Genomic DNA, 23,463 nt, shown 5'->3' on the forward strand with positions numbered 1-23,463 from the left:
CCCCTGGAACACATCTCTACCACCACGCTGATCGTTATCCTGATCGTCATGGTGGTCATCTCCGCCTATTTCTCCGGCTCGGAAACCGGCATGATGACCTTAAACCGCTACCGGTTACGTCATCGTGCTAAACAGGGTAACCGCGCCGCACGTCGCGTTGAAAAGCTGCTCCGCAAGCCGGATCGACTGATAAGCCTGGTGCTCATCGGCAACAACCTCGTCAACATTCTGGCCTCTGCCCTCGGCACCATCGTCGGGATGCGCCTCTACGGCAATGCCGGGGTGGCGATTGCCACCGGCGTGCTGACGTTCGTGGTGCTGGTGTTTGCCGAAGTGCTGCCGAAAACCATCGCCGCGCTTTATCCTGAGAAAGTTGCCTACCCGAGCAGCTTCCTGCTGGCACCGCTGCTGATCCTGATGATGCCGCTGGTCTGGCTGCTGAACATGGTGACGCGCGTACTGATGCGGATGGTGGGAATCAAAGCCGATGTCACCATCAGCAGCGCACTCAGCAAAGAGGAGCTGCGCACCATTGTGAATGAATCCCGCTCGCAGATCTCCCGGCGCAATCAGGACATGCTCCTGTCGGTGCTGGATCTGGAAAAGGTGAGCGTGAACGACATCATGGTGCCGCGTAACGAAATCGTCGGTATCGACATCAATGATGACTGGAAAGCCATCGTTCGCCAGCTGACGCACTCCCCGCACGGGCGCATTGTGCTCTATCGTGATTCACTGGATGACGCCATCAGCATGCTCCGCGTGCGCGAAGCCTACCGTCTGATGACCGAGAAAAAAGAGTTCACCAAAGAGGTGATGCTGCGCGCCGCCGACGAAATTTACTACGTGCCGGAAGGAACGCCGCTCAGCACGCAGCTGGTAAAATTCCAGCGAAACAAGAAGAAGGTCGGCCTGGTGGTAAACGAGTACGGCGATATCCAGGGGCTGGTGACGGTCGAAGATATTCTGGAAGAGATTGTCGGGGACTTTACTACCTCAATGTCGCCTTCCCTCGCGGAAGAGGTCACCCCGCAAAACGATGGCTCGGTGCTGATTGACGGCAGCGCAAACATTCGTGAACTCAACAAAGCCTTTAACTGGCATTTACCGGAAGATGAGGCTCGCACCATTAACGGGATGATTCTGGAAGCGCTGGAAGAGATACCGGCAGCGGGCACGCGGGTGCGCATTGAACAGTACGATATTGATATCCTGGACGTGCAGGACAATATGATTAAGCAGGTGAAAGTCCTGCCCGTAAAACCCCTGCGCGAAAGTATCGCGGAGTAAGGTTGTAGGCCGGGTAAGGCGAACGCCGCTACTCGGCACTACGGATTGCAAATTACGCTTTCGCTTTCGCCACGGTCACCATCGCCGCGCGAATGGTACGGCCGTTCAGGGTGTAACCTTTCTGCATTACGCCCAGTACTTTACCGGCTTCAATCTCTTCAGATTCAACCATCGCAATCGCCTGGTGAACGTTTGGATCCAGCGGAACGTCGGTATCGGCAATCACTTCCACGCCAAACTTACGCACCACGTCGAGCATGGATTTCAGCGTCAGTTCGATGCCTTCGATCATTGCCGCGTTGTCCGGATTCGCTTTGTTAGCCACTTCCAGCGCGCGATCGAGGCTATCGATCACCGGCAGCAGTTCGTTGACGAATTTCTCCAGCGCGAACTTGTGCGCCTTCTCAACGTCCTGCTCGGTACGACGACGCAGGTTTTCCATTTCCGCCTTGATGCGCAGAACACTCTCGCGTTCGCGATTCTGTGCTTCTACCAGTTGGGCTTCCAGATTCGCAATTTTTTCATCGCGCGGGTCCACCTGCTCAGCAGATGCGTCTGGCTCTACAGCCTCAACTTCATCGTGCTGTTCCGTGATAATTTCTTCAGGGGCTTGCCCCTCAGGCGTTTTCTGTTCTTTACTACTCATGAATTTCTCCGCGTTTTTCTGCATTCATCTCGCTAACTTCGCTTATTATGGGGATCAGTTTCCGGGATTCAAGGGAACAAGACAGATTGTCATCATTCATCAGGCACAAGGACCTCCAGAAAATGAATAATCATTTCAGGTGTATTGGGATCGTCGGGCATCCGCGTCACCCTACCGCACTAACGACACATGAAATGTTGTATCGCTGGTTGTGTAGCAAAGGCTATGAAGTGATGGTCGAGCAGCAGATTGCTCAGGAGCTGCAGCTGAAGAGCGTCAAAACCGGCACGCTGGCGGAAATTGGCCAACAGGCCGATCTCGCCGTGGTGGTGGGCGGCGACGGCAACATGCTAGGCGCGGCGCGCACGCTGGCGCGCTATGACATCAAGGTCATCGGCATCAACCGTGGCAATCTCGGTTTTTTAACCGATCTCGACCCGGACAATGCCCAGCAGCAGCTGGCCGACGTGCTGGAAGGCCACTATATCAGTGAAAAACGCTTTTTACTGGAGGCGCAGGTGTGCCAGCAGGACTGTCAGAAGCGCATCAGCACCGCGATTAACGAGGTCGTGCTTCATCCCGGAAAAGTGGCGCACATGATCGAGTTTGAAGTCTATATCGACGAGATCTTTGCCTTCTCCCAGCGTTCTGACGGGCTGATTATCTCCACCCCGACCGGCTCAACCGCCTACTCGCTGTCTGCCGGCGGCCCGATCCTGACGCCATCGCTGGACGCCATTACCCTGGTGCCGATGTTCCCGCACACGCTCTCCGCCCGCCCACTGGTCATCAACGGCGACAGCACGATCCGTCTGCGCTTCTCGCACCGCCGTAACGACCTGGAGATCAGCTGCGACAGCCAGATAGCGCTGCCAATTCAGGAAGGTGAAGATGTGCTTATTCGCAGGTGTGATTACCACCTGAACTTGATTCATCCGAAAGATTACAGCTATTTCAACACATTAAGCTCAAAGCTTGGCTGGTCAAAAAAATTGTTCTGATTTTGCATCCAGGACTTTACTGTATATAAAACCAGTTTATACTGTATGAAAACACAGTCATGGTTTTTCATACAGGAAAACAATTATGCTGGCACAACTGACCATCAGCAACTTTGCCATTGTTCGTGAGCTTGAGATCGATTTCCACAGCGGCATGACGGCGATCACCGGGGAAACCGGTGCAGGTAAATCCATTGCCATTGATGCCCTCGGCTTGTGCCTTGGCGGCCGCGCCGAGGGGGACATGGTGCGCATGGGCGCAAACCGTGCCGACCTGTGCGCCCGCTTCTCCCTGAAAGACACCCCTGCCGCCCAGCGCTGGCTGGAACAGAACCAGCTTGAAGATGGACGTGAGTGTTTACTTCGCCGCGTGATCAGCAGCGACGGTCGCTCCCGCGGCTTTATCAACGGCACGGCGGTCCCGCTCTCCCAGCTTCGTGAACTCGGTCAGTTGCTTGTCCAGATCCACGGTCAGCACGCGCATCAGCAACTCGTCAAACCCGAACAGCAGAAAGCGCTGCTGGATGGCTATGCGGGTGAGTACGCGCTTACTCAGCTTATGGCCGAGCACTATCGCCAGTGGCATCAGAGCTGCCGCGAGCTCGCTCAGCACCAGCAGCAAAGCCAGGAGCGCACCGCCCGTGCGGAGCTGCTGGAATACCAGCTCAAAGAGCTGAACGAATTTAACCCGCAGGCGGGTGAGTTTGAGCAAATCGACGAAGAGTACAAACGCCTGGCGAACAGCGGGCATCTGCTCTCAACCAGTCAGAATGCGCTCAACCTTCTGGCGGATGGCGAAGACGTGAACCTGCAGAGCCAGCTGTATAACGTCCGCCAGCTGCTTACCGAACTGGTCGGCATGGACAGCAAACTTTCTGGCGTCCTGGATATGCTGGAAGAGGCAGCCATTCAGATCTCTGAAGCCGGTGATGAACTGCGCCACTACTGTGAGCGTCTGGATCTCGACCCGAACCGTCTGTTTGAGCTGGAACAGCGTATCTCCCGTCAGATCTCGCTGGCGCGCAAGCACCACGTTACGCCGGAAGAACTGCCGGGTTACTATCAGTCTCTGCTGGAGGAACAGCAGCAGCTCGACGATCAGGCTGACTCGCTGGAAACCCTCTCCCTGGCGGTGAGCCTGCACCATGAACAGGCGCTGGCCACAGCGCAAAAGCTGCATGAAATCCGTCAGCACTATGCTCAGGAGTTAAGCCAGCACATTACCGACAGCATGCACACGCTGGCGATGCCGCATGGCGTCTTCACCATTGACGTTCGCTTTGAAGAGAATCACCTGACGGCGGAAGGTGCGGATCGCATCGAATTCCGCGTCACCACCAACCCGGGGCAGCCGTTGCAGGCGATTTCCAAAGTGGCCTCCGGCGGTGAATTGTCGCGTATTGCGCTGGCGATTCAGGTGATCACCGCGCGTAAAATGGACACCCCGGCGCTGATTTTCGATGAAGTGGATGTCGGCATCAGCGGCCCGACGGCGGCGGTGGTGGGTAAACTGCTGCGCCAGCTCGGCGAATCAACGCAGGTGATGTGTGTCACCCACCTGCCGCAGGTTGCGGGCTGCGGTCATCATCACTTTATCGTCAGCAAAGAAACCGACGGTGAAATGACCGAAACGCACATGAAGCCGCTGGATAAACGTGCGCGTCTGCAGGAGCTGGCACGCCTGCTCGGCGGCAGCGAAGTCACGCGTAACACGCTCGCGAACGCGAAAGAACTGCTGGCGGCATAAACTTTTTCGGGATCTCAGGGTCATAGAGAACAACAAAAACGCCGCCAGACCGGTTTCAAAGTGGGGCAAGGTCTATTATCATCGGCATATTACATATGAGCCGCGTTCTGCTCGGGCCCGAAAAGGAATCAAATCACTATGCGTTGTAAAATGCTGACCGCTGCCGCAGCGGTTCTTCTGATGTTGACCGCAGGCTGTTCCACTCTGGAGAAAGTGGTTTACCGTCCTGACATCAACCAGGGGAACTACCTTACCCCTAACGATGTGTCCAAAATCCGCGTGGGGATGACACAACAGCAGGTCGCTTATGCACTGGGAACCCCGATGATGTCCGATCCGTTCGGCACTAACACCTGGTTCTATGTATTCCGTCAGAAGCCGGGCCATGAAGATGCGACCCAGCAGACCCTGACGCTGACCTTCAGCAGCGCCGGTGTGTTGACCAACATCGACAACAAGCCTGCCCTGACCAAATAATCCGGTGTCAGAAATGCAAAAAGGTGCTCATTGAGCACCTTTTTTGTTTTGTGTTGATCCCCTCGCCCCTTTGGGGAGAGGGTCAGGGTGAGGGGAAGAAAGCACTACTTACTGGCCTTCTCCGCACGCTGACGACGCAGCTCTTTCGGGTCGGCAATCAGCGGACGATAAATCTCCACCCGGTCGCCCTCTTTCAGCACATCGCCCAGCTTCACCGGACGGCTGTAAATCCCGACCTTATTCTTCGCCAGGTCGATATCGCTGCGAAGCTCTAGGATGCCGGAAGCACGGATGGCCGCCTCAACGGTCGCCCCCTCTTCCAGCGTCACGCGCTGCAGATACTGCTTCTCCGGCAGCGCGTAAACCACTTCCACAGCAATCTTATGCGACACTGTAAACCTCTTTGGCGCGGGTGGTGAACGCCTGAACCATATTCGATGCCAGCTCTTTAAAGATGCGGCCAAACGCCAGCTCAATCAGCTTATTGGTGAACTCGAAGTCCAGATGGAACTCAATGCGGCAGGCGTCAGCGCTCAGCGGCGTAAACTTCCAGCCCCCCATCAGGGTCTTAAACGGACCATCCACCAGATGCATCAAAATACTCTGATTGCTCGTCAGCGTATTACGGGTGGTGAACGTCTTGCTGATCCCCGCTTTGGAGACATCCACCGCCGCGGTCATCTGCGTCGGGCCAGACTCCAGAACGCGGCTCCCGGTGCATCCCGGAATAAACTCTGGATAAGACTGAACATCGTTCACTAACTGATACATTTGTTCCGCGCTGTAAGGCACAAGCGCAGTACGGCTAATCTGAGGCATAGCATTTCCCATGGTCACACAACGGACAAATAATAACATTTATCACCTGTTAAAAAAACGCTAAGCCTCATCTCGTGCTAAGATAGCGCGTTAGACCTCACAGGACGCAATGAGGTGACTTTTTGAAATCAGATTACCGACGGCTTTACGACACTTATGACGAAGAAAAAAGCACATAAACCAGGCTCGGCGACCATTGCGCTCAACAAGCGTGCTCGCCACGAGTATTTCATTGAAGAAGAATTCGAAGCTGGCCTTGCGTTGCAGGGCTGGGAAGTAAAATCGCTGCGCGCCGGGAAAGCCAACATCGGCGATAGCTACGTGATTCTGAAAGATGGCGAAGCCTTCCTGTTCGGCGCGAACTTTACGCCGCTGACCGTCGCCTCTTCACACTACGTGTGTGACCCAACGCGCACGCGCAAATTGCTGCTGAACAAGCGTGAGCTGGAATCCCTCTACGGACGCATCAACCGTGAAGGTTTCACCGTGGTCGCCCTGTCGCTGTACTGGAAAAACGCCTGGTGCAAAGTGAAAGTTGGCGTCGCGAAGGGTAAAAAACAGCACGACAAACGCACTGACCTGAAAGAGCGCGAATGGCAGTTGGACAAAGCGCGCATTATGAAAAACGCAGGACGTTGATTCTGCACACTTATTGTACTATTCAATAAGTTAGCGTTCCGGGCTGGTATCCAGGAAGTGAAATCTGGTATACTCAGTTCAACACTATTGGGGCTGATTCTGGATTCGACGGGATTTGCGAAACCCAAGGTGCATGCCGAGGGGCGGTTTGCCTCGTTAAAAGCCGCAAAAAAATAGTCGCAAACGACGAAAACTACGCTTTAGCAGCTTAATAACCTGCTCTGAGCCCTCTCTCCCTAGCTTCCGCTCTTAAGACGGGGATCAAAGAGAGGTCAAACCCAAAAGAGATCGCGTGGAAGCCCTGCCTGGGGTTGAAGCGTTAAAACTAATCAGGCTAGTTCGTTAGTGGCGTGTCTGTCCGCAGCTGGCGTGCGAATGTAAAGACAAACTAAGCATGTAGTACCGAGGATGTAGAAATTTCGGACGCGGGTTCAACTCCCGCCAGCTCCACCAAAATTCTCCATCGGTGATTACCAGAGTCATCCGATGAAGTCCCAAGAGCCCGCACGGCGCAAGCCCTGCGGGCTTTTTTGTACCCTCAACATGTCCCGCGAAGTCCGTAAAATTTCCCGGCGACAAAGAAACATCACGCCATTAAACATTATTTCTCTCATGCTCAATGAGCCATTCTTTGCGTGAAATCCCCCCTCCGTAACCTGTCATCGCGCCATCTTTTCCAATTATCCTGTGACAGGGGATCACAATCGCAATCCGGTTGGCACCGTTAGCGGCAGCGACGGCGCGCACAGCATTTGGCTTATTAAGCCGTAGTGAAATGGCCTGATAGTGTGAGGTCTGTCCATAGGGAACAGCACGCAACGCATGCCAGACGGATTGTTGAAAATCACTTCCCGGAGCATCTAAAGCCAGATCAAACTGTCGGCGCGTTCCGGCAAAATACTCGCCGATCTCTTTTACTGTCTGCCGGGTATGGCTGTTTTCGCCGGTGACGATTCTGGCGTTAAATAAACGCTGAATATCGCGGAATTCTGTTTCTAACATCCGGCGATCGGTAAACTCCAGCAGACAGACTCCCCGCTCTGTCGCGCAGACAAACATCGGTCCAAGCGTCGTGGTAAACCGGTGAATGACTATCACCTGGGTTGCCTGAGTCGGCGCTGCGCCAGTAAGACGCTTGTAGGTATAACCAAAGCCGCTCAGCGATTCATAGCCATTGTCCAGCGCAACGTCAGTCGCCGCTCGTCCGCTTTTCAGCTCCTGCAAGGCAACGTTCACCCGCTGCATTCGCTGGAAAGCCTGAAAAGTGATGCCGTGATGTTGCCGGAACCAGCGTCTTACCCGCTCCGGGCTGATGCCATGCTGACGAAGCTCCGCGTCTGCTACACGGGATTTGATATCGCGCCTGACAAGCGCAAGCGCCTGCTCAACGAATAATGGCGCGCTGTGCGCATTTTCCGCAGGTCTGCAGACCTTACAAGGACGAAAGCCGTCCGCCAGGGCAGATTTGGCATCTTTATAAAATTCGACATTTTCGCGCTTGGGCTTTCGCGCCCGGCATACCGAAATGCAGAATACGCCAGTGGTTTTGACGCCAACAAAAAACACGCCAGTGTAGTCTGAAGCACGTTCAAGTAATGCCTGATACCAGATATCACACAGATTTTTATCGGTTATTTTCATCACCAAAAAGTCCTTCAAACGTCTGACGAGATCGGATCGCATGCATGACATCAATCAGCGTTGACTGCATCGCTGAATGAACAAAATTGCCCATTGAAATGCGGCTTACCCCGGCCCGTTTCAGCCTGTCGAATGGCGGAAGATCGGGCATACACATGACATTCAGAGGCAATCCCGTTGCCTCTGCAATGAGGCTGATGTCTTTCTCTGACGTCAGGCAGGGAACAAAAAGGCCGTCAGCACCTGCAGCTTTGTAGCGTTGACCCCGTAATATCGTCTCCTGCAACGCGTCTTCATGCCCGAGCAAGTAAGTGTCAGTCCGGATTTTCAGAAACAGGCTGTAATTTTCGCTTCTCAGCGTATCGCATACTGTTCTCAGGTTACGGGAAAAATCAGAGGCATCGTCAAGCTGACGAACCCCGTTTATGACTCGGCTGTCTTCGAGGTTAACGCCTGAGACGCCTGTCTGAGCAAGGTGCCGCAGATTGTCTGCTATCTCTTCGGCTGAATCACCATACCCTGCTTCCATGTCAACGCTCAATGGCAGGCTGCTGGCAGCCCGGATCCGGGTGACCATATAAAATAACTCATCAAACGGCACTCCCTGCCCGTCGTCATATCCCAGTGTGGACGCTATAGCTGCACTGGACGTTCCCAGAACCTGGTAGCCTGCTTTTTGCGCTGCGACAGCACTGGCGGCATCCCAGACGTTGGCGATAAGAAGAGGCTCATGCTGATAGTGGCGTTCTGCAAAGTTCATATTCATATCCTCTCGATAGATTGGAAATGAATCTAAGCACTCAGGAAGAACCTCACAACCGAAATTCAGACGACCATTTTTTAGCAAACGTCGTCTGAACATGGGGGGCGGAACAGACCAAAACCTTTCAGGCCCGGGCTCCGGCTTTCAGCATGGCTAAGCAGACGAGGCTCTCCCACATGTTCCCCGGTGAAAGCATGGAGCAGGTGACCCAGTGTTCCGGCGAGCACAATACGCTGAGCCATGATTTCGTCATAGTAGAGAGGGTCTACCACAACAACAAAATCGAGATCGGAGTATTTATCAAACCCGCCATGAACAAGCGAGCCGCCAGCGAGAAGGGAGTGAATCTGCGATCATTCCACCACAATCACTACGTCCAGCCCTGACAGAGCTCATTCATCTTCTCGCTTGAGAAGCTACCCTCTCCCTTTGACCAACATCAACGACACCGCCCCTCCCCCTATGGAGAATAAAAAAACACCCCCACCCAGCGCTACGGAATAGCCGCTCACCCCGGAAGGAGCCCCACCATGTACAGACCCATAACCGTCATAATATTCATTCTCCTGACCCTCGCCGCCCTCGCGGAAATAGGCGTTTTATCCTTTGGATAATCCTCAGGCGAAATACCCCTAATCGGGGCATGTTGATCTCATTACAGTTTTTTCCTAAAGCCATCCCGTTTCGCCTGTGCCATGCTGAATCACGCTCATAACCGATAACGTTAAATGAGGATATTATGAAAAAAACAATTATCGCATTATCTGCCGTTCTGCTGGCTTCCCCAGTATTTGCTGCGACCACACATGCAACTGACGATACCGTCGCGGCGGCGAACGCAAACGCCAACGAGGCGAAGCAAAAACTGCACGAAGAGCAGAACAAAGGTGAAGAGCTGAAGCTGAAACAGAAGCATGCTGCGGAAGGTAAAAGCGAAAGCTTTGGCAGCAAGGTCAGCGAAGATTCCCAGAAAGCCTGGCATAAAACCAAAGAAGGCACCGAGAAAGGGTGGGATGCCACCAAAGAAGGCGCTGAGAAAGGCTGGAACAAAACCAAAGAAGGTGCCAGCGAGCTGGAAAAGAAAGTCACTGAGTAAATATTTATGCTCGCAAAAAGGTCGCGCTTGCGGCCTTTTTTATTTCTTCGAATATAATTAGCACCTCGGGCGTTTACGCAGTGCGCATTTATCGGAGAAACCACTATGTATCGCCTTTTGGCCTTTCTGGCCGTTCTGCTTTTATGCCCTTCTCTGCACGCCGCCCCGAAAAGCTACATTATCGACACCGATAACACCGCCATTCGGCTGTCGTGGCATGCCTTCGGCGGCATCCTCTCCTGGGCGACATTCAGCGGCGTGACGGGAGCCGTAACGCTCAACCCGGAAAACGACGTCGACGATCATATTCACGTCACCATTCCCGTAGCGACTCTCGTAGCCTCAAACAAGCTGCTCACCTGGCAGCTCAAAAGCGACATGTTTTTTGAATCCGAGCGTTACCCGACAATCGAGTTCATCAGCTCTCGCGTGGTCGCCCAGGGCGACGGACGGTTCAGGGTGTTCGGCACGCTGACCGTGCGAAACATTGCCCGTCCGGTGATCCTTGAGGCCATCGTGAAAAACCCGCATGCGCAGGCCCTCACGCTGGATGCCACCACGGCGATCTCGCGCGCGTCCTACGGAATGGATAAGTTTGCCCTGGTCGTGGACGATCGAATTGCCATTGCCATTGCGATTCAGACGAATAAAGTGCCGTCATCCTGAGATCAGGCGCTGTAGCTGCTCCGCGTTTCCCCGCAGATGTGACGGCGGGTTGCGGCCAATCAGGACAAACTGGTAGCCCGCATCCTGCCACCACGCCAGGTTCATGCTGTGCCGCTTCTCCTGGCGGAGCGAGGCCGTCGCCTTTTCATCAACAGGAGAGATACAAAGCGCCATCGGGCCGTAGTCGGCGTTGATCCAGGCAATCTGCGCGATCGAGGTGGTTTCATAGCGCAGCATTCGCACCATTTTCAGCTCTGCCCCCTGAAGGACAAGCTGCGACATGTTCAGCTTCAGGCCGATGTCCTGCGCGGCCCGTTTCAGCCCGCGCTGCAGAACCGGCGTTGCGCTGTCCATATCCAGCAGCGTCTCGACGCTGTACAGGGACATATATTGCGCTTCAAGGTCACGGATATGGGCATTCTCATCCGCAGGCGCAGCTGCGGTACGCAGCAGGTAGCCCAGACCGGAGCCAACCATCAAAAAGCTGACCGATGCGGCAATCAGCGCCCGCCTGCTGACCCCGACCGGCGAGGAGGATTGTGGATCGGGAAGAGCTGCCAGACGCGCCTGCATTGTCTCAAGAGGCGCGTCATCCAGCAGGGAGGCAAACGCCCCGGCGTAATCCTGGCTGCTTTTCATCAGTTCATCGGTTCGCCCGGCGAGGCGTTCGTCATTTTTCAACTGTTCTTCAAACTGCTGCGCGTCGGCGCGGCACATCTCACCATCTATCCAGGCCACGATAGCGTCGTCGTTATAGGGCGGTACAAAACGGTGCGCGTTCAAGAGCGTTTCTCCTTTACCGGAGGCAGTGCGTCAGCGGATCTGGCAAGCCGAGCCCGCGCCGTCGCCAGCCGACTCATCACGGTTCCGATCGGCACCGCCAGAGTGTTTGCCGCCTCCTGGTAGGTAAAGCCTTCGACATAAACCAAAAATACCGCGTTGCGCTGGGCTTCAGGCAGCGCGTTGACGCGCTGCATCACCTTAAGGTAATGCAGGCGTGTCTCATCCTGTTCACGGGTGTCCGGTGCCATAAGCTCGTCGCTGGCCACAAATCCCTGCCCCTGACGCACGTGTCGTGCCCGAAGTTCAGAGATCCAGATGGAGTGAAGGATCGCGAACAGCCACCTGTCTATGCGTGTGCCCGGCGTATACTGGCTGCTTCTTTCAAGCGCACGCACGCAGGTGGACTGAACCAGCTCTTCGGCGATATCCCTGTTTCGCGACAGCACCAGCCCATACCGCCAGAGACGCGGCAGGTGTGCGGCTAACTGTTGACGAACCTCACGGGTAGCGATGTGTTTTCCCTCCACGAGAAAATCAGGATTCCGGATGTCCGTTGATAGCGGCCTGCAGGTCGCGATACTCCTCACAGGACTGGCCACAAATACCGGCAATCACCTTCAGCTGTTCTTTCGCGAGGTCCGGGCGTCCTTTTACCATCCACGCTTCACCGAGATATTCCCGGGCTTTGGCATAATCCGGGGCGATAGCCAGCGCGCGCTGGTAGTAACCAATCCCTTCGTCCGTGCGGCCCAGTTTGCGCGTGGCGAACCCGCGGTAGTTCCACGCTTCAGCCGTATTGCCATTTTTCAGCGAATCAAGCAGGTTCAGCGCCGCCTGGTATTCTCCTTTCTTCGCAAGATGGTACGCATAGTTGGTTTTGTCCTGGTCGCTGAGGCTGCTGCTCTTGTCCGGCACGCATTTCTGTGTGGCGCTGTCATATGCCTGTCCGGAAGGACAATCGGGCGTTTTGCTCTCGGTACTATTATTGCCCATGGCCAGCGCCAGTGGGGACAGCAGGGAAAAAATCAGCACCGGGATCAAACGAAACGAGGTCGTGTTCATACAAAGCTCCAGGGTAAGAAGGAAGTGACGTCAGTTAACGCCCGACTGAGAATTTTTATTCATTCTCCCCGTATTTTTTTGTTGTCGCAAAATCATGCCGACATCGTAGCCGCAATGGAAATAAATCAGGTTATTTTACCCTTTCCTTAACGCTATTCATTTCGCGTGATAGCAGAACTTTAACCCCTCACAAGAATATATTTCATTGTACGAGTGATATAATATATTTTATATCAAAAATGTTATCCTAACTTAAATGCATATTAAGCACGCTTAAAAAACAACGTTGATCATTATATTGAAAATGTCCCCTACCAATTATCATACTGCGTTAATCATATTTATAATCAGCATCAAAAGGAAAAAACAAAATCATATAAAACAATATGTTATGCAATTTAAATTATTAACGCCCCCCATGTATTAATGCCCTCTTCATTGTTTTGGCACTTATTTAAGAAAGCTTAAGTTGCACAACTATCGTTTTCTGTCTATATCATTTTTATATTCCGAAAAATAATTCCTCTATTAAATGCAGGGTTTTATAAGACGCAAAACACCCATAAAAACTGTTCTCTTTTATAAGTCATTAGATTCGCTCTGATGTTGCCACTCTGAATTCTGGCGGGCATCGTGCGCGCAAAAAACGACGGTGAGTGCTGCGTTATAACAGCGACTGCGCCGGGGGCGCCCTTTACCTTCTGCAGAGATGGCTCGTCTTGCTCGCCGTTCATGACACATCTGCTGGAGTAATACCTAAATGAGCCAAATCTCTGTTATTTCGAAACTTACTGGCGTGGAAACGACCACGGAAGGCGCCCAGGTTACGCTGAGCCATTCCTCTGTCGTTGAGCTTCATGTCGAGCGAGCGAGCGTCTCTCACTTCGCGCGAAATGGTAACGATCTGCTGGTTACGCTCCACTCCGGCGAGGTGATCACCCTTAAAAATTTCTACGTCGCGGACGCGCAGGGCGTGAGCCAGCTGGTGCTGCAGGACAGCCAGGGCGCTTTATGGTGGATTGAAGATCCAACCGGAGCCGCCACGTACGAATCCATCGCGTCCACGGACGTGCTGCTTGCAGCCTCAGGGAGCGACACCGGTGGTGCCGCCATCTGGCCATGGGCCCTGGGCGGGATTGCCGCTGCGGGCGGCATTGCGGCGGCGGCAAGCACTGGCGGTGGTGGTGGTGATAATGGCAGCAGTAACAATTCGGCCGATCCGGATACGACAGCGCCGAACGCGCCTTCCGGCCTTAAGTTTTCTTCAGATGGCAAAACGGTCACCGGTACCGCAGAACCCGGCAGTACCATCACGCTGAAAGACGCGAACGGTAACGTCATTGGCACAGGAAAAACGGGCAGCGATGGCAATTTTACCGTCTCTCTCGACACGCCGTTGACCAACGGCGAGCAGGTGACCGCCACCGCGACGGATAACGCCGGGAATACCAGCCCGGGCACGAATCTTACCGCCCCGGACACCACTGCGCCCGATGCGCCAGCCATCACCAGCGTAACTGACGATACGGCTCCACAGACGGGGGCAGTCAGCAACGGCGGCAGCACCAACGATCAGCGTCCGCAGCTTACCGGCACCGGTGAAGCGGGTTCGACCGTGACGATTTATGACGGCGGGATCGCCATTGGTACGGCGGTCGTCGCCAGCAACGGCACCTGGACCTTTACCCCTTCAGTTGATCTGAGCGAAAGCACTCACCAGATTACCGTGCGGGCAACCGACGCTGCCGGCAACACCGGGCCTGCCTCGCCGGTGTTTACCCTGACGGTGGATCTTACTCCGCCGGACGCCCCGACCGCGATTGTGCTGACCGACGATACGGGCGTTATCAAGGGAACCATCACGTCGGGCGCGCCTACCGATGCTTCACTGCCGATCCTGGCGGGAACGGGCGAGCCCGGCGGAACCATCACTATTTACGATAACGGCGTGGTGGTTGGCACAACGACGGTACTGCCCAACGGCACCTGGAGCGTAACGCCGAACGGTCCGCTTCCGGACGGGACGCACTCCATAACCGTCACTGAAACCGATGCCGCCGGAAACCTGAGCGCGACCTCAGAGCCTGTCATCTTCACCGTGGACACCACGCCGCCGTTAGCCCCTGGAAACCTCGTGGTTTCAAATGATGGCGGCACCATCAGCGGTACAGCAGAGCCGGGCAGCACGGTGACCATCCGTGAAGGCGGCGCACTCGTTGGCACTCCAGTTGTTGCCGATAGTCAGGGTAACTTCAGCCTGACGCTGACCCCGCCGAAGCTCAACGGCGAAATCCTGACCGCTGACGCCACCGACACGGCTGGCAACACGAGTCCTACCACCTCCGCGGCGGCACCGGATATTACTCCACCGCAGACGCCAGTTATCGTGTCGGTTGTTGATGACGTACAGGCCTCCACCGGCCCCGTGGGCCCGAACGGGATCACCAACGACCGGGCGCCGACCGTGAACGGGACGGGCGAAGCGGGCTCGACCATCACGATTTATAACGGCAGCGATGTCCTCGGTACGGTGGTTGTTCCCTCTTCCGGCCTGTGGAGCTTTACGCCGCCCGCACCGCTAACCGATGGCACGTACGTGCTGACGGCGAAGGCGACGGACCCCGCCGGTAACCCGAGCGGGTTATCAGACTCCTGGACAATTGACGTCGACGGGACGGCACCTGGCGCCCCGGTGATTTCACAAGTCGTGGACGATGTCCCCGGGCGCACCGGCGCGATCGACCTGAATGGGACCACTAACGACACCACCCCGACGCTCAGCGGTACCGCCGAAGCAAACGCGACTGTCACCGTGCGCGTGGACGGTGTTGCTGTTGGTACGACCGTCGCCAATGGCCTTGGCGTATGGATCTTTACCCCTTCCACCCCGATCGGTGAAGGCCCCCATGATCTTACCGCCGTCTCGACCGATGCGGCAGGCAACACTAGCGGCGTCTCCAACACCTGGACTCTGACGGTTGACAGCGTGGCGCCTGCTGCCCCAATCATCACCCAGGTGGTGGATGATGTGCCGGAACGCCTCGGCGCGCTCAACCCTAACGACAGCACTAACGACACCACGCCGACGCTCAACGGCACGGCTGAACCCGGCTCAACCGTCACCATCCGCCTCGATGGCACCGATCTTGTCACGGTTCCGGTCGACAACAATGGCGCGTGGACCTATACCCTCACGACGCCTCTTGTCAGCGGGCCTCATACCTTTACCGTTGTCGCCACCGATACGGCGGGTAACACCAGCCAGCCGTCAGGCGGCTTCACCCTGACCGTCGATACCACGCCACCAGTGGCGGCAACCATCGGCACCGTGACCGATGACGTCGGCGGCGTTCAGGGTCCGCTCAGCAGCGGCGATACCACGGATGACACCAAACCTCAGCTGCAGGGCACCGCTCCGGCCGATGCGACGATCACCATTTATGACGGCACCACCCTGCTCGGCACCGCCACCCTCGACGGCAACGGCGGCTGGAGCTTTACGCCCGTTACCCCGCTCACCGACGGCCCGCATTCGCTGACGGTTCACGCCACCGATGCCGCGGGCAATACCACCATCTCCAGCCCGTTTGTGTTGACGGTAGATACCGTCGCGCCTGTCACGCCGGACGTGCCGGCCATCACCGTCAATCCTGACGGAACAGAAACAACGCTGAACTCGGGCGAAACCACCCGCGACACCACGCCAACCCTGAGCGGTACCGGCACGGCGGGCGATACCGTGACGATCTACAACAACGGCGTCAAAATCGGCGATGCTGTCGTGGACAATACCGGCAGCTGGTCGTGGACACCATCAACCCCGCTGCCCGGCGGTACCTATGACATCACCCTGACCGTCACCAACGTGGACGGCACGGGCAACGAAAGCGCCCCGTCGCAGCCGGTTACCATCACCATTGATACCGAGGCGCCGGCTACGCCTGCGGCACCGACCGTCACCGACAGCGTCACCCAGATCACCGGCCCCGTACCCGATGGCGGAACAACCAACGATCCGCGCCCGGTCCTGAGCGGCACCGGGACGCCGAACGATGTCATCAACATCACTGACACCGTCAACGGCATATCGACCGTCGTGGGCACCGTCACGGTAGACAGCAGCGGCAACTGGAGCTGGCGTCCTGGCAGCGACATTGCCGAGGGCAGCCACGCCTTTACCGCCACCGCCACCGATGAAGCGGGCAACGTTTCTGACGCTTCTCCTGCGATTACGATCGTCGTGGATACAGTGACACCGGCTACGCCAGCGATCAGCGCCGTGGGCGGTGAACCGAACGGAGGCTACATTACGGATACCACGCCGACAGTGGGAGGAACCGGCGTTAACGGTGAGACGGTGATCGTCTACAACAACGGCGTCGAGCTGGGTCGTGTCGTGGTGGCTAATGGAGAATGGAGCCTGACGCTCCCCACGCAAACGGACGGCCCGCTCAACATTACCGTAGCGGGAGTGGACGCAGCGGGTAACCTCAGCGCGCCGAGTTCAGTCTTTACCGTCACGCTCGATACCGTTGCGCCTGAGATCCCCGTCATTAGTGCGGTAGCCGACAGCCAGCTGTCCAGTAACGTGCTCTACACGAAGGACGGCACGCCAACTCTTACCGGGACCGGTGAACCCGGCACCACCGTTATCGTTTCCGTAGACGGCACACCGTCTACAGTGCTTGTGACGGTCCAGCCGGGCGGCACCTGGAGCTGGACCGCCGACACGACGCTGCCGGATGGTCCTCATACGTTCACCGTCTCTTCCAGCGATCCAGCGGGTAATTCCTCCGGCGATTCAGTACCGCTGAGCGTGACGGTGGATACTGCCGCGCCTGCCGACCCGATCAACATGGCTCTGGCTCAGGAAGGAACGCCGCTAACCGGTACAGGTGAAATAGGAAGTACTATTACCGTAAAAGATAGCGGTGGCACGGTCATTGGTACCGGCGTTGTCGGCAGCGACGGCAGCTTCTCGATTGCGTTGAGTCCGGCGCAGCTGGACCCGACCACGCTGACCGTGAACGCTACGGACGCCGCAGGGAATGCCAGCGCGGGCGTGCCTTTTGTCGTCACCGACTCGTCGCTTGAGCTGCCGCAGGTGCCCGTCATCACGGCGATCGTCGATGATGCGGATCCGGTAACTGGCGATGTGAAAGGCAAAACGACCAACGACACCACGCCAACACTTACCGGCACGGCCGAAGCGGGCAGCCTGATTACCATCTATCTGGACGGTAGCGCGACGCCATTGGCGACGGTGACCGCCGACGGCAGCGGCAACTGGAGCTATACGCCGGCGGCGCTTGGCGAGGGGCTGCACACCTTTGAAGTGACTGCGACCCTCAACGGCCAGACCAGCGGCCGCTCTCCGGCGGCCAGCGTCACCGTCGACCTCACCGCCCCGGGCACGCCAACTATCGGCGCGGTGATTGACGACGTCGGTCCGGGCACCGGCCCGCTGACCAGCGGCCAGACCACCAACGACAACCAGCCGACCCTCACCGGCACCGGCGCGGTGGGCGATACCATCTCCATCTACAACAACGGGACGCTGCTGGGCAGCGTGCTGGTAGGCAACACCGGCACCTGGAGCTACACCACGCCCACCCTGGCAGAGGGCAACCATGTCCTGACCATCCGCGCGACCGATCCTGCGGGGAATCAGAGCGGCCCTTCGGCGGGCTTCACCGTCGTGGTGGACTCCGTTTCCGCCACGCCGGTCATCACCAACGTCACGGATAATGTCGGCAACGCCGCCACCACGGTGGTCAGCGGCAGCGAAACGAACGACGCCACGCCAACCCTTTCGGGGACAGCGGACGCAAACAGCGTGGTGACAATTTTCGACGGCGGCACCCAGATTGCCGTGGTAACGGCTGACGGCACCGGCGCATGGACGTTTACCCCTGACACCGCGCTCGGCGAAGGCTCGCACAGCTTCACCGTCCGGGCGACCGACCCGCTGGGCAACGTCAGCGCGGTCTCTGCTCCCTGGAGCGTGGTGGTTGATCTGACCGCTCCGACGGTTCCGACGCTGGATAATGTAAACGACGACATCCCTGGCGGCGTCCAGGGTAACCTCACCAGCGGCCAGGTAACCAACGACAGCACCCCAACCATCAGCGGCACCGGGCTGGCGGGCAGCACTATCCACATCATGAATAACGGCACGCAGATTGGTACAACGACCGTTGACGGAAGCGGGAACTGGTCCTTTACGCCGACCGCGCCGCTGAGCGACGGCAGCTACTCCCTGCGCGCGTATGCAACGGATACCGCAGGCAACGCCTCGGCGAACTCATCGGTCTTCGCTTTTACCATTGATACCGCAGCCCCCGGCGTACCGGTGGTGACCAGCGTGATTGACGATGTCGGTCCGGTCACCGGGACGCTCACGTCGGGTAACAGCACCAACGACGCGCGTCCAACCTTCAACGGTACGGGCGAAGTGGGTTCTACCGTGCACGTGATCGTTGATGGCAACGAAATTGGCACAGCGGTGGTCAATGCCCAGGGCAGCTGGACCTTTACCCCGGGTACCGATCTGGGCGAAGGGCCACACGCCATCACCTTCAACGCCACCGATGCGGCGGGCAATACCGGCGGCACGACGACGCCGTTTACCCTGACGGTGGATACGGGCGTGCCGTCGGCGCCGATCATTTCGACCGCGGGTGACAACGTGGGCAACATTCAAACCCCGCTCTCTTCGGGGCAGAGCACCGACGACACCACGCCGACGCTGAACGGCACCGCGACCGCCAACGCCACGGTCACCGTTTATGAGAACGGTCAGCCGGTCGGCACCGTTCAGGCGGACGGTACAGGAGCATGGAGCTTTACGCCATCAGCACCGCTGGGCAACGGCAGCCATACCTGGACCGCCACGGTCACCGATGCAGCGGGCAACGTCAGCCCGACCTCGCCGGGCTTTACCCTGATTGTTGATACCGCGGCACCAAACGCGCCGGTTATCAGCCAGGCGGTAGACGACGTGGGCAGCATCACCGGCCCGCTAACGTCCGGGCAAACAACCGACGATACCGTTCCGCGCCTTGTCGGGACCAGCGAACCGTTTGCCACCGTGAAAATATATGAGGGAACTACGCTTGTCGGAACAGGCACTGCGGATAGCAACGGGAGCTGGAGTATCTTGCTCAACACCACGCTGACCGCGGGCGCGCACAGCTTCACCGCGCAGGCGACGGATGCGGCGGGCAATACCAGCCTGTCGTCCACCAGCTTCAGCCTCACCGTTGACACCACGCCGCCTGCGCTGCCGGTGCTGACCAGCATTCTGGATGACGTGGGCAATGCGGCGACGCCGGTTGCAAACGGCGGGTTCACCAACGACGCGCAGCCAACCCTCAGCGGCACGGCGGAAGCCGGGTCGACGGTGAAAATCTTTGATAACGGCGTACAGATCGGCAGCGTGACGGCGACCGGCGGCGCGTGGAGCTTTACGCCATCTCCGGCGCTGAGCAACGGCGCGCACACGTTGACCTTCACCGCCACCGATGCGGTGGGCAACGCCAGCGCCCCCACCGCCGGATATGTCATTAACGTCGATACCCTCGCGCCGGGCGCGCCGGTTATCAGTTCGGTGATTGATGATGTCGGCAGCGTTATCGGTCCGGTGACCGGTACGAATCCGACCAACGATACGCGCCCAACGCTAAGCGGGACAGCCGAAGCGAATGCCACGGTCAGGATCTACGATGGTATTACGCTGGTCGGCACGGTGACCGCCGATGGCAACGGCAACTGGACCCTGCCGCAAACCACCACGCTGACGCAGGGCACGCATAACTTCACCGCCACGGCCACCGATGCGGCAGGCAACACCAGCACGGCGTCAGGCGTGACGACGATTATCGTCGATACGACCGCCCCAACGGCGCCGACCGGGACCCTCAACGCCGACGGTAGCGTCCTGACCGGGAGCGCGGAGGCGGGAAGTACCGTCACAATCCGCCTTGCGGACGGCTCGACGGTGACCGCCATTGCGGGCAACAACGGCACCTACAGCTACACCTTCATTAACAAACAGATCGAAGGCCAGACGCTGCAGATCACCGCTACCGACGCCGCGGGCAACACCTCCCTGCCGGGCTCCGTCCTTGCGCCGGTGTTGCCGCTCTCCGCCAGCAATAACGTTGAAGAGCTAAACCTCAGCACCACGGCGACCGTGACCAACAGCCAGTACAGCGACTACGGCTTCCTGCTGGTCGGCGCCGTGGGCAACGTCCTGACGCTGCTGGGCAATGACACCGCGCAGGTGAACTTTACGGTGGGCAACGGCGGCAGCGCGGATATCGTGGTGAATGCTAACGCTACGGGGGCGGTGCTCTCTCTGCTCAACACTCTTGAGCTGGTAGTTCAGCACTACGTCAACGGCGTCTGGACTACCGTGGTGGATACCGGCCAACCGCAGTTTGCCGATCTCCTGACCCTCGGCGCTACCGGCGTCTCGCTGAACCTGACCGGGCTGGCCGACGGTAACTACCGCGTGCTTAGCTATAACACCAACCTGCTGGCAACCGGCTCCTACACCAGCCTCGACGTGGCGGTGAAAGAGACCGGTCCGGGTACGGTTACCGGCGATACCAGTCTCAACGGCAACGTGATCCTCGATACGGATCCGACCGCCGGCAGCGACAACGCGCCGGCCGGAACCACTATCTCCACGGTGACTAACGCGCAGGGCGTTACCACCAGCGTGAACGCCGACGGCACGGTGATCCAGGGCAAATACGGTACGCTGACCATCAACCGCGACGGCAGCTATACCTATAACCTGACCGACACCAGCGCCGCGGTCGTTGGCCGGACGGAGAGCTTCACCTACACCATCACCCATAACGGCGTCAGCGCGTCGGCGAACCTGGTGCTGTCTCTGGGTGCCGGTACGGTAATCAACGGCATTGTGGCAGTGGACGACACGGCCTCGCTGACCTTTGACACCACCGTGAGTGAGGTGAATAACGGCGCCTCGTCTCAGAACGGTTTTACCCTGGTGGGCATTAATCTCGGCAGCACGCTGGGGCTTAACCTGCTGGACGACATGACCAACCCGATCATCTACAACGTGGAGGAAGGGACGACCCGCACCATGACCATCCAGGCCTCCGTGGGCGGCGTGGCGCTGGCGTCGGTGTTCGACCTGTACGTCTATAAGTTCAACAATGCGACCCAGACCTTCGAGCAGGTTCGCGTCGAGTCGGGCTGGCTGCGCGCCCCGCTGCTGGGGGGTACGTCACCGCAGCTGACGCTGAACCTGCCTGCCGGGGAGTATCTGTTCCTGCTGAATACCGCATCCGGGATCGCCGTACTGACGGCCTACACGCTTAACGTCCTGCAGGACCATGTCTACAGCGTGGCGAGCATCAGCGAAACCACCACGGGCGACGTGCTGGCGAATGATCCGGTTCCAGCGGGCACGCTGGTTACCGAAGTGAACGGAGTGGCGGTCAACAGCAGTGGAACCACCACCATTCAGGGAGAATACGGCACGCTGACCATCAATTCGTCCGGTCAGTACACCTATACCCTGAGAAGCGGCGTGGGGGCGGACCATATCAGCACGCCGGATACCTTCGTCTACACCGTTACCGCGCCTGACGGCTCGAAGGATACGGCATCGCTCAACATCACCCCAACCGCGCAGGCGATGAATGCGGTGAACGATGTCAGCGCCACGATGGACCTTACCTCGGTACATCACACGTCGGTCTACTCGGATACGACCGTGGGCACCGCCAGCTGGACGACGGCCCTGCTCTCGTCAACCCAGGGCAGCGGCAGCGGAACCTTCGTGGTCGACGCGAACACCGCGCTGCACAACGCGTCGCTGCACTTTAGCGTGGCATCGCTGCTGTCGCTGACCGGGTTGACGGTGAACTGGTCTATCAGCGACGGCTCGGGCGTGATCCGCAGCGGCTCCTTCAGCGGGGCCTCGCTGCTGGGCGGCAGTATCGACGTCGCGCTGACCGGGCTGGATCTCAACGCCGGGACCTATACGCTGAACTTTACCGGTAGCGTCCCGGGGCTGAGCGTCGGAAACATCACCATTACCCCAAGCGTGAACGGCACCACCTACTCGCTGAGTAATTTCGACGTCACCGGCAGCCACACCGTCAACGGCAATATCTTTGACGGCACCGACTCCGGCGGCGTGCTGGATCAGCTCCACTCGGTGGATACCCGTCTGAGCGTGACCGGCTACAACGGCGTGACCACCACGCTGGACCCGTATACCGGCAGCGCAACGGTGAACATTGTCGGCCACTACGGCACGCTGGCGATCGGCGCTGACGGCCATTACACCTATACCCTCAACAGCGGGGTATCGCTCTCAACCATGACTTCGAAGGAGACCTTCAACTACACCCTGACCGATTCTGCCGGAAGAACGGACAGCGCCACGTTGACCATCAATATGGCGCCGCAGTTCATCAGCTCTGAGCATAACGACGCCATCACCGGTACGGCCTACGGCGATACGCTGATTTACCAGGTGCTGAACAGCACGGTGGGCAACGGTACGGGGGGTAACACCAGCAGTGCCGCGGGCGATCACTGGACCGGCTTCTCGCTGGCACAGGGCGACAAGATCGACATCGGCGATCTGCTGGTGGGCTGGAACGGTAGCGCCGCGACGCTCGGGAATTATCTCCATGTCACTAATAGTAATGGCAATACCGTGATCTCCATCGACCGTGATGGTGCAGGGGGCACCTACACTAATACCACGCTCGTTACGCTTGATGGCGTTCAGACCACCTACGACGAGCTTGTTAACCAGCAACACATCATTACCTGATACCA

Annotated in this window: 16 protein-coding genes, 1 other RNA gene and 1 pseudogene; 9 read left to right on the forward strand and 9 right to left on the reverse strand. The window is 57.7% G+C overall.

Annotation, left to right across the window (positions count from 1 at the left end; genetic code table 11):
* Nucleotides 1-3: 3 nt before the first annotated feature.
* Nucleotides 4-1,290, forward strand: coding sequence for an HlyC/CorC family transporter (locus LRM19_RS14035; protein WP_039263458.1), 1,287 nt, complete (start codon nucleotides 4-6; stop codon nucleotides 1,288-1,290).
* Nucleotides 1,291-1,342: 52 nt separating this feature from the next.
* On the opposite strand, the gene grpE is transcribed toward LRM19_RS14035, so the two are convergent.
* Nucleotides 1,343-1,936, reverse strand: a complete 594-nt coding sequence (grpE, locus tag LRM19_RS14040; protein ID WP_271369179.1) for a nucleotide exchange factor GrpE — start codon at nucleotides 1,934-1,936, stop codon at nucleotides 1,343-1,345.
* A gap of 122 nt (nucleotides 1,937-2,058) precedes the next feature.
* On the opposite strand from grpE, the gene nadK reads away from it, so the two are divergent.
* The 3 genes from nadK to bamE all read left to right on the forward strand — a co-directional run bounded on the left by nadK (nucleotide 2,059) and on the right by bamE (nucleotide 5,161).
* Nucleotides 2,059-2,937 carry an NAD(+) kinase gene (nadK, locus tag LRM19_RS14045; protein ID WP_008502500.1) on the forward strand — a complete coding sequence of 293 codons (879 nt, stop codon included), beginning with the start codon at nucleotides 2,059-2,061 and terminating at the stop codon, nucleotides 2,935-2,937.
* 85 nt (nucleotides 2,938-3,022) lie between these two features.
* The gene (recN, locus tag LRM19_RS14050) at nucleotides 3,023-4,684 is read left to right on the forward strand and encodes a DNA repair protein RecN (protein WP_271369180.1); all 1,662 of its coding nucleotides are present in this window, start codon (nucleotides 3,023-3,025) and stop codon (nucleotides 4,682-4,684) included.
* Between the two features lie 138 nt (nucleotides 4,685-4,822).
* Entirely contained in the window at nucleotides 4,823-5,161 is a 339-nt protein-coding gene (gene bamE, locus LRM19_RS14055) for an outer membrane protein assembly factor BamE (RefSeq protein WP_008502502.1), read from the forward strand.
* Nucleotides 5,162-5,265: 104 nt separating this feature from the next.
* On the opposite strand, the gene LRM19_RS14060 is transcribed toward bamE, so the two are convergent.
* Both LRM19_RS14060 and LRM19_RS14065 read right to left on the reverse strand, forming a co-directional pair.
* The gene (locus tag LRM19_RS14060) at nucleotides 5,266-5,553 is read right to left on the reverse strand and encodes an RnfH family protein (RefSeq protein WP_008502503.1); all 288 of its coding nucleotides are present in this window, start codon (nucleotides 5,551-5,553) and stop codon (nucleotides 5,266-5,268) included.
* On the reverse strand, nucleotides 5,543-5,980 hold the full coding sequence (locus tag LRM19_RS14065) for a type II toxin-antitoxin system RatA family toxin (RefSeq protein WP_014832955.1): 438 nt from the start codon (nucleotides 5,978-5,980) through the stop codon (nucleotides 5,543-5,545). The genes LRM19_RS14060 and LRM19_RS14065 overlap by 11 nt, the downstream gene beginning before the upstream one ends.
* Nucleotides 5,981-6,136: 156 nt before the next feature.
* On the opposite strand from LRM19_RS14065, the gene smpB reads away from it, so the two are divergent.
* Together smpB and ssrA are read left to right on the forward strand one after the other, a co-directional pair.
* A complete protein-coding gene (gene smpB / locus LRM19_RS14070; RefSeq protein ID WP_008502505.1) occupies nucleotides 6,137-6,619 on the forward strand; it encodes an SsrA-binding protein SmpB in 483 nt (160 codons plus the stop codon).
* Nucleotides 6,620-6,708: 89 nt separating this feature from the next.
* Nucleotides 6,709-7,072, forward strand: a transfer-messenger RNA (tmRNA) gene (ssrA, locus tag LRM19_RS14075).
* A gap of 141 nt (nucleotides 7,073-7,213) precedes the next feature.
* Here ssrA and LRM19_RS14080 read toward each other — a convergent pair.
* From LRM19_RS14080 to LRM19_RS14090, 3 genes and pseudogenes are all read right to left on the reverse strand, one after another.
* Complete coding sequence (locus LRM19_RS14080) at nucleotides 7,214-8,260, reverse strand: bifunctional transcriptional activator/DNA repair enzyme AdaA (protein WP_271369255.1); 1,047 nt, start codon at nucleotides 8,258-8,260, stop codon at nucleotides 7,214-7,216.
* Nucleotides 8,244-9,020 carry an isocitrate lyase/PEP mutase family protein gene (locus LRM19_RS14085; RefSeq protein ID WP_271369181.1) on the reverse strand — a complete coding sequence of 259 codons (777 nt, stop codon included), beginning with the start codon at nucleotides 9,018-9,020 and terminating at the stop codon, nucleotides 8,244-8,246. The genes LRM19_RS14080 and LRM19_RS14085 overlap by 17 nt, the downstream gene beginning before the upstream one ends.
* A gap of 158 nt (nucleotides 9,021-9,178) precedes the next feature.
* Nucleotides 9,179-9,376 (reverse strand): annotated as a pseudogene (locus LRM19_RS14090) (nucleotidyltransferase domain-containing protein); the annotation flags it as partial.
* A gap of 386 nt (nucleotides 9,377-9,762) precedes the next feature.
* Here LRM19_RS14090 and LRM19_RS14095 point away from each other — a divergent pair.
* Both LRM19_RS14095 and LRM19_RS14100 read left to right on the forward strand, forming a co-directional pair.
* Nucleotides 9,763-10,119 (forward strand): hypothetical protein, encoded by a 357-nt coding sequence (locus LRM19_RS14095; protein WP_008502540.1) that lies wholly within the window; start codon nucleotides 9,763-9,765, stop codon nucleotides 10,117-10,119.
* Between the two features lie 105 nt (nucleotides 10,120-10,224).
* The gene (locus tag LRM19_RS14100; protein ID WP_115876103.1) at nucleotides 10,225-10,785 is read left to right on the forward strand and encodes a YceI family protein; all 561 of its coding nucleotides are present in this window, start codon (nucleotides 10,225-10,227) and stop codon (nucleotides 10,783-10,785) included.
* Here LRM19_RS14100 and LRM19_RS14105 read toward each other — a convergent pair.
* From LRM19_RS14105 to LRM19_RS14115, 3 genes are read right to left on the reverse strand one after another with little or no spacing between them, the layout of a single operon-like run.
* Complete coding sequence (locus LRM19_RS14105; protein ID WP_271369182.1) at nucleotides 10,777-11,568, reverse strand: anti-sigma factor family protein; 792 nt, start codon at nucleotides 11,566-11,568, stop codon at nucleotides 10,777-10,779. The two genes, LRM19_RS14100 and LRM19_RS14105, sit on opposite strands and share 9 nt — an antisense overlap.
* Nucleotides 11,565-12,095: a sigma-70 family RNA polymerase sigma factor gene (locus LRM19_RS14110; RefSeq protein ID WP_271369183.1), complete on the reverse strand. Its 531-nt coding sequence runs from the start codon at nucleotides 12,093-12,095 to the stop codon at nucleotides 11,565-11,567. The genes LRM19_RS14105 and LRM19_RS14110 overlap by 4 nt, the downstream gene beginning before the upstream one ends.
* A gap of 7 nt (nucleotides 12,096-12,102) precedes the next feature.
* A complete protein-coding gene (locus tag LRM19_RS14115; protein WP_271369184.1) occupies nucleotides 12,103-12,630 on the reverse strand; it encodes a tetratricopeptide repeat protein in 528 nt (175 codons plus the stop codon).
* 760 nt (nucleotides 12,631-13,390) lie between these two features.
* Here LRM19_RS14115 and LRM19_RS14120 point away from each other — a divergent pair.
* On the forward strand, nucleotides 13,391-23,458 hold the full coding sequence (locus LRM19_RS14120) for a BapA/Bap/LapF family large adhesin (protein WP_271369185.1): 10,068 nt from the start codon (nucleotides 13,391-13,393) through the stop codon (nucleotides 23,456-23,458).
* Nucleotides 23,459-23,463 lie beyond the last annotated feature (5 nt).

It is taken from the genome of Enterobacter sp. PI-10 (assembly GCF_027947695.1).
In the GTDB taxonomy this organism is placed as follows: domain Bacteria; phylum Pseudomonadota; class Gammaproteobacteria; order Enterobacterales; family Enterobacteriaceae; genus Enterobacter; species Enterobacter vonholyi.

Bases quoted from the DNA above. Each gene is read 5' to 3' on its own strand.
- LRM19_RS14095 (WP_008502540.1), top strand. From the start codon at position 9,763: ATGAAAAAAACAATTATCGCATTATCTGCCGTTCTGCTGGCTTCCCCA.
- LRM19_RS14115 (WP_271369184.1), bottom strand. From the start codon at position 12,630: ATGAACACGACCTCGTTTCGTTTGATCCCGGTGCTGATTTTTTCCCTG.
- recN (WP_271369180.1), top strand. From the start codon at position 3,023: ATGCTGGCACAACTGACCATCAGCAACTTTGCCATTGTTCGTGAGCTT.
- LRM19_RS14085 (WP_271369181.1), bottom strand. From the start codon at position 9,020: ATGAACTTTGCAGAACGCCACTATCAGCATGAGCCTCTTCTTATCGCC.
- LRM19_RS14120 (WP_271369185.1), top strand. From the start codon at position 13,391: ATGAGCCAAATCTCTGTTATTTCGAAACTTACTGGCGTGGAAACGACC.
- bamE (WP_008502502.1), top strand. From the start codon at position 4,823: ATGCGTTGTAAAATGCTGACCGCTGCCGCAGCGGTTCTTCTGATGTTG.
- LRM19_RS14065 (WP_014832955.1), bottom strand. From the start codon at position 5,980: ATGCCTCAGATTAGCCGTACTGCGCTTGTGCCTTACAGCGCGGAACAA.
- smpB (WP_008502505.1), top strand. From the start codon at position 6,137: ATGACGAAGAAAAAAGCACATAAACCAGGCTCGGCGACCATTGCGCTC.
- grpE (WP_271369179.1), bottom strand. From the start codon at position 1,936: ATGAGTAGTAAAGAACAGAAAACGCCTGAGGGGCAAGCCCCTGAAGAA.
- LRM19_RS14080 (WP_271369255.1), bottom strand. From the start codon at position 8,260: ATGAAAATAACCGATAAAAATCTGTGTGATATCTGGTATCAGGCATTA.
- LRM19_RS14100 (WP_115876103.1), top strand. From the start codon at position 10,225: ATGTATCGCCTTTTGGCCTTTCTGGCCGTTCTGCTTTTATGCCCTTCT.
- nadK (WP_008502500.1), top strand. From the start codon at position 2,059: ATGAATAATCATTTCAGGTGTATTGGGATCGTCGGGCATCCGCGTCAC.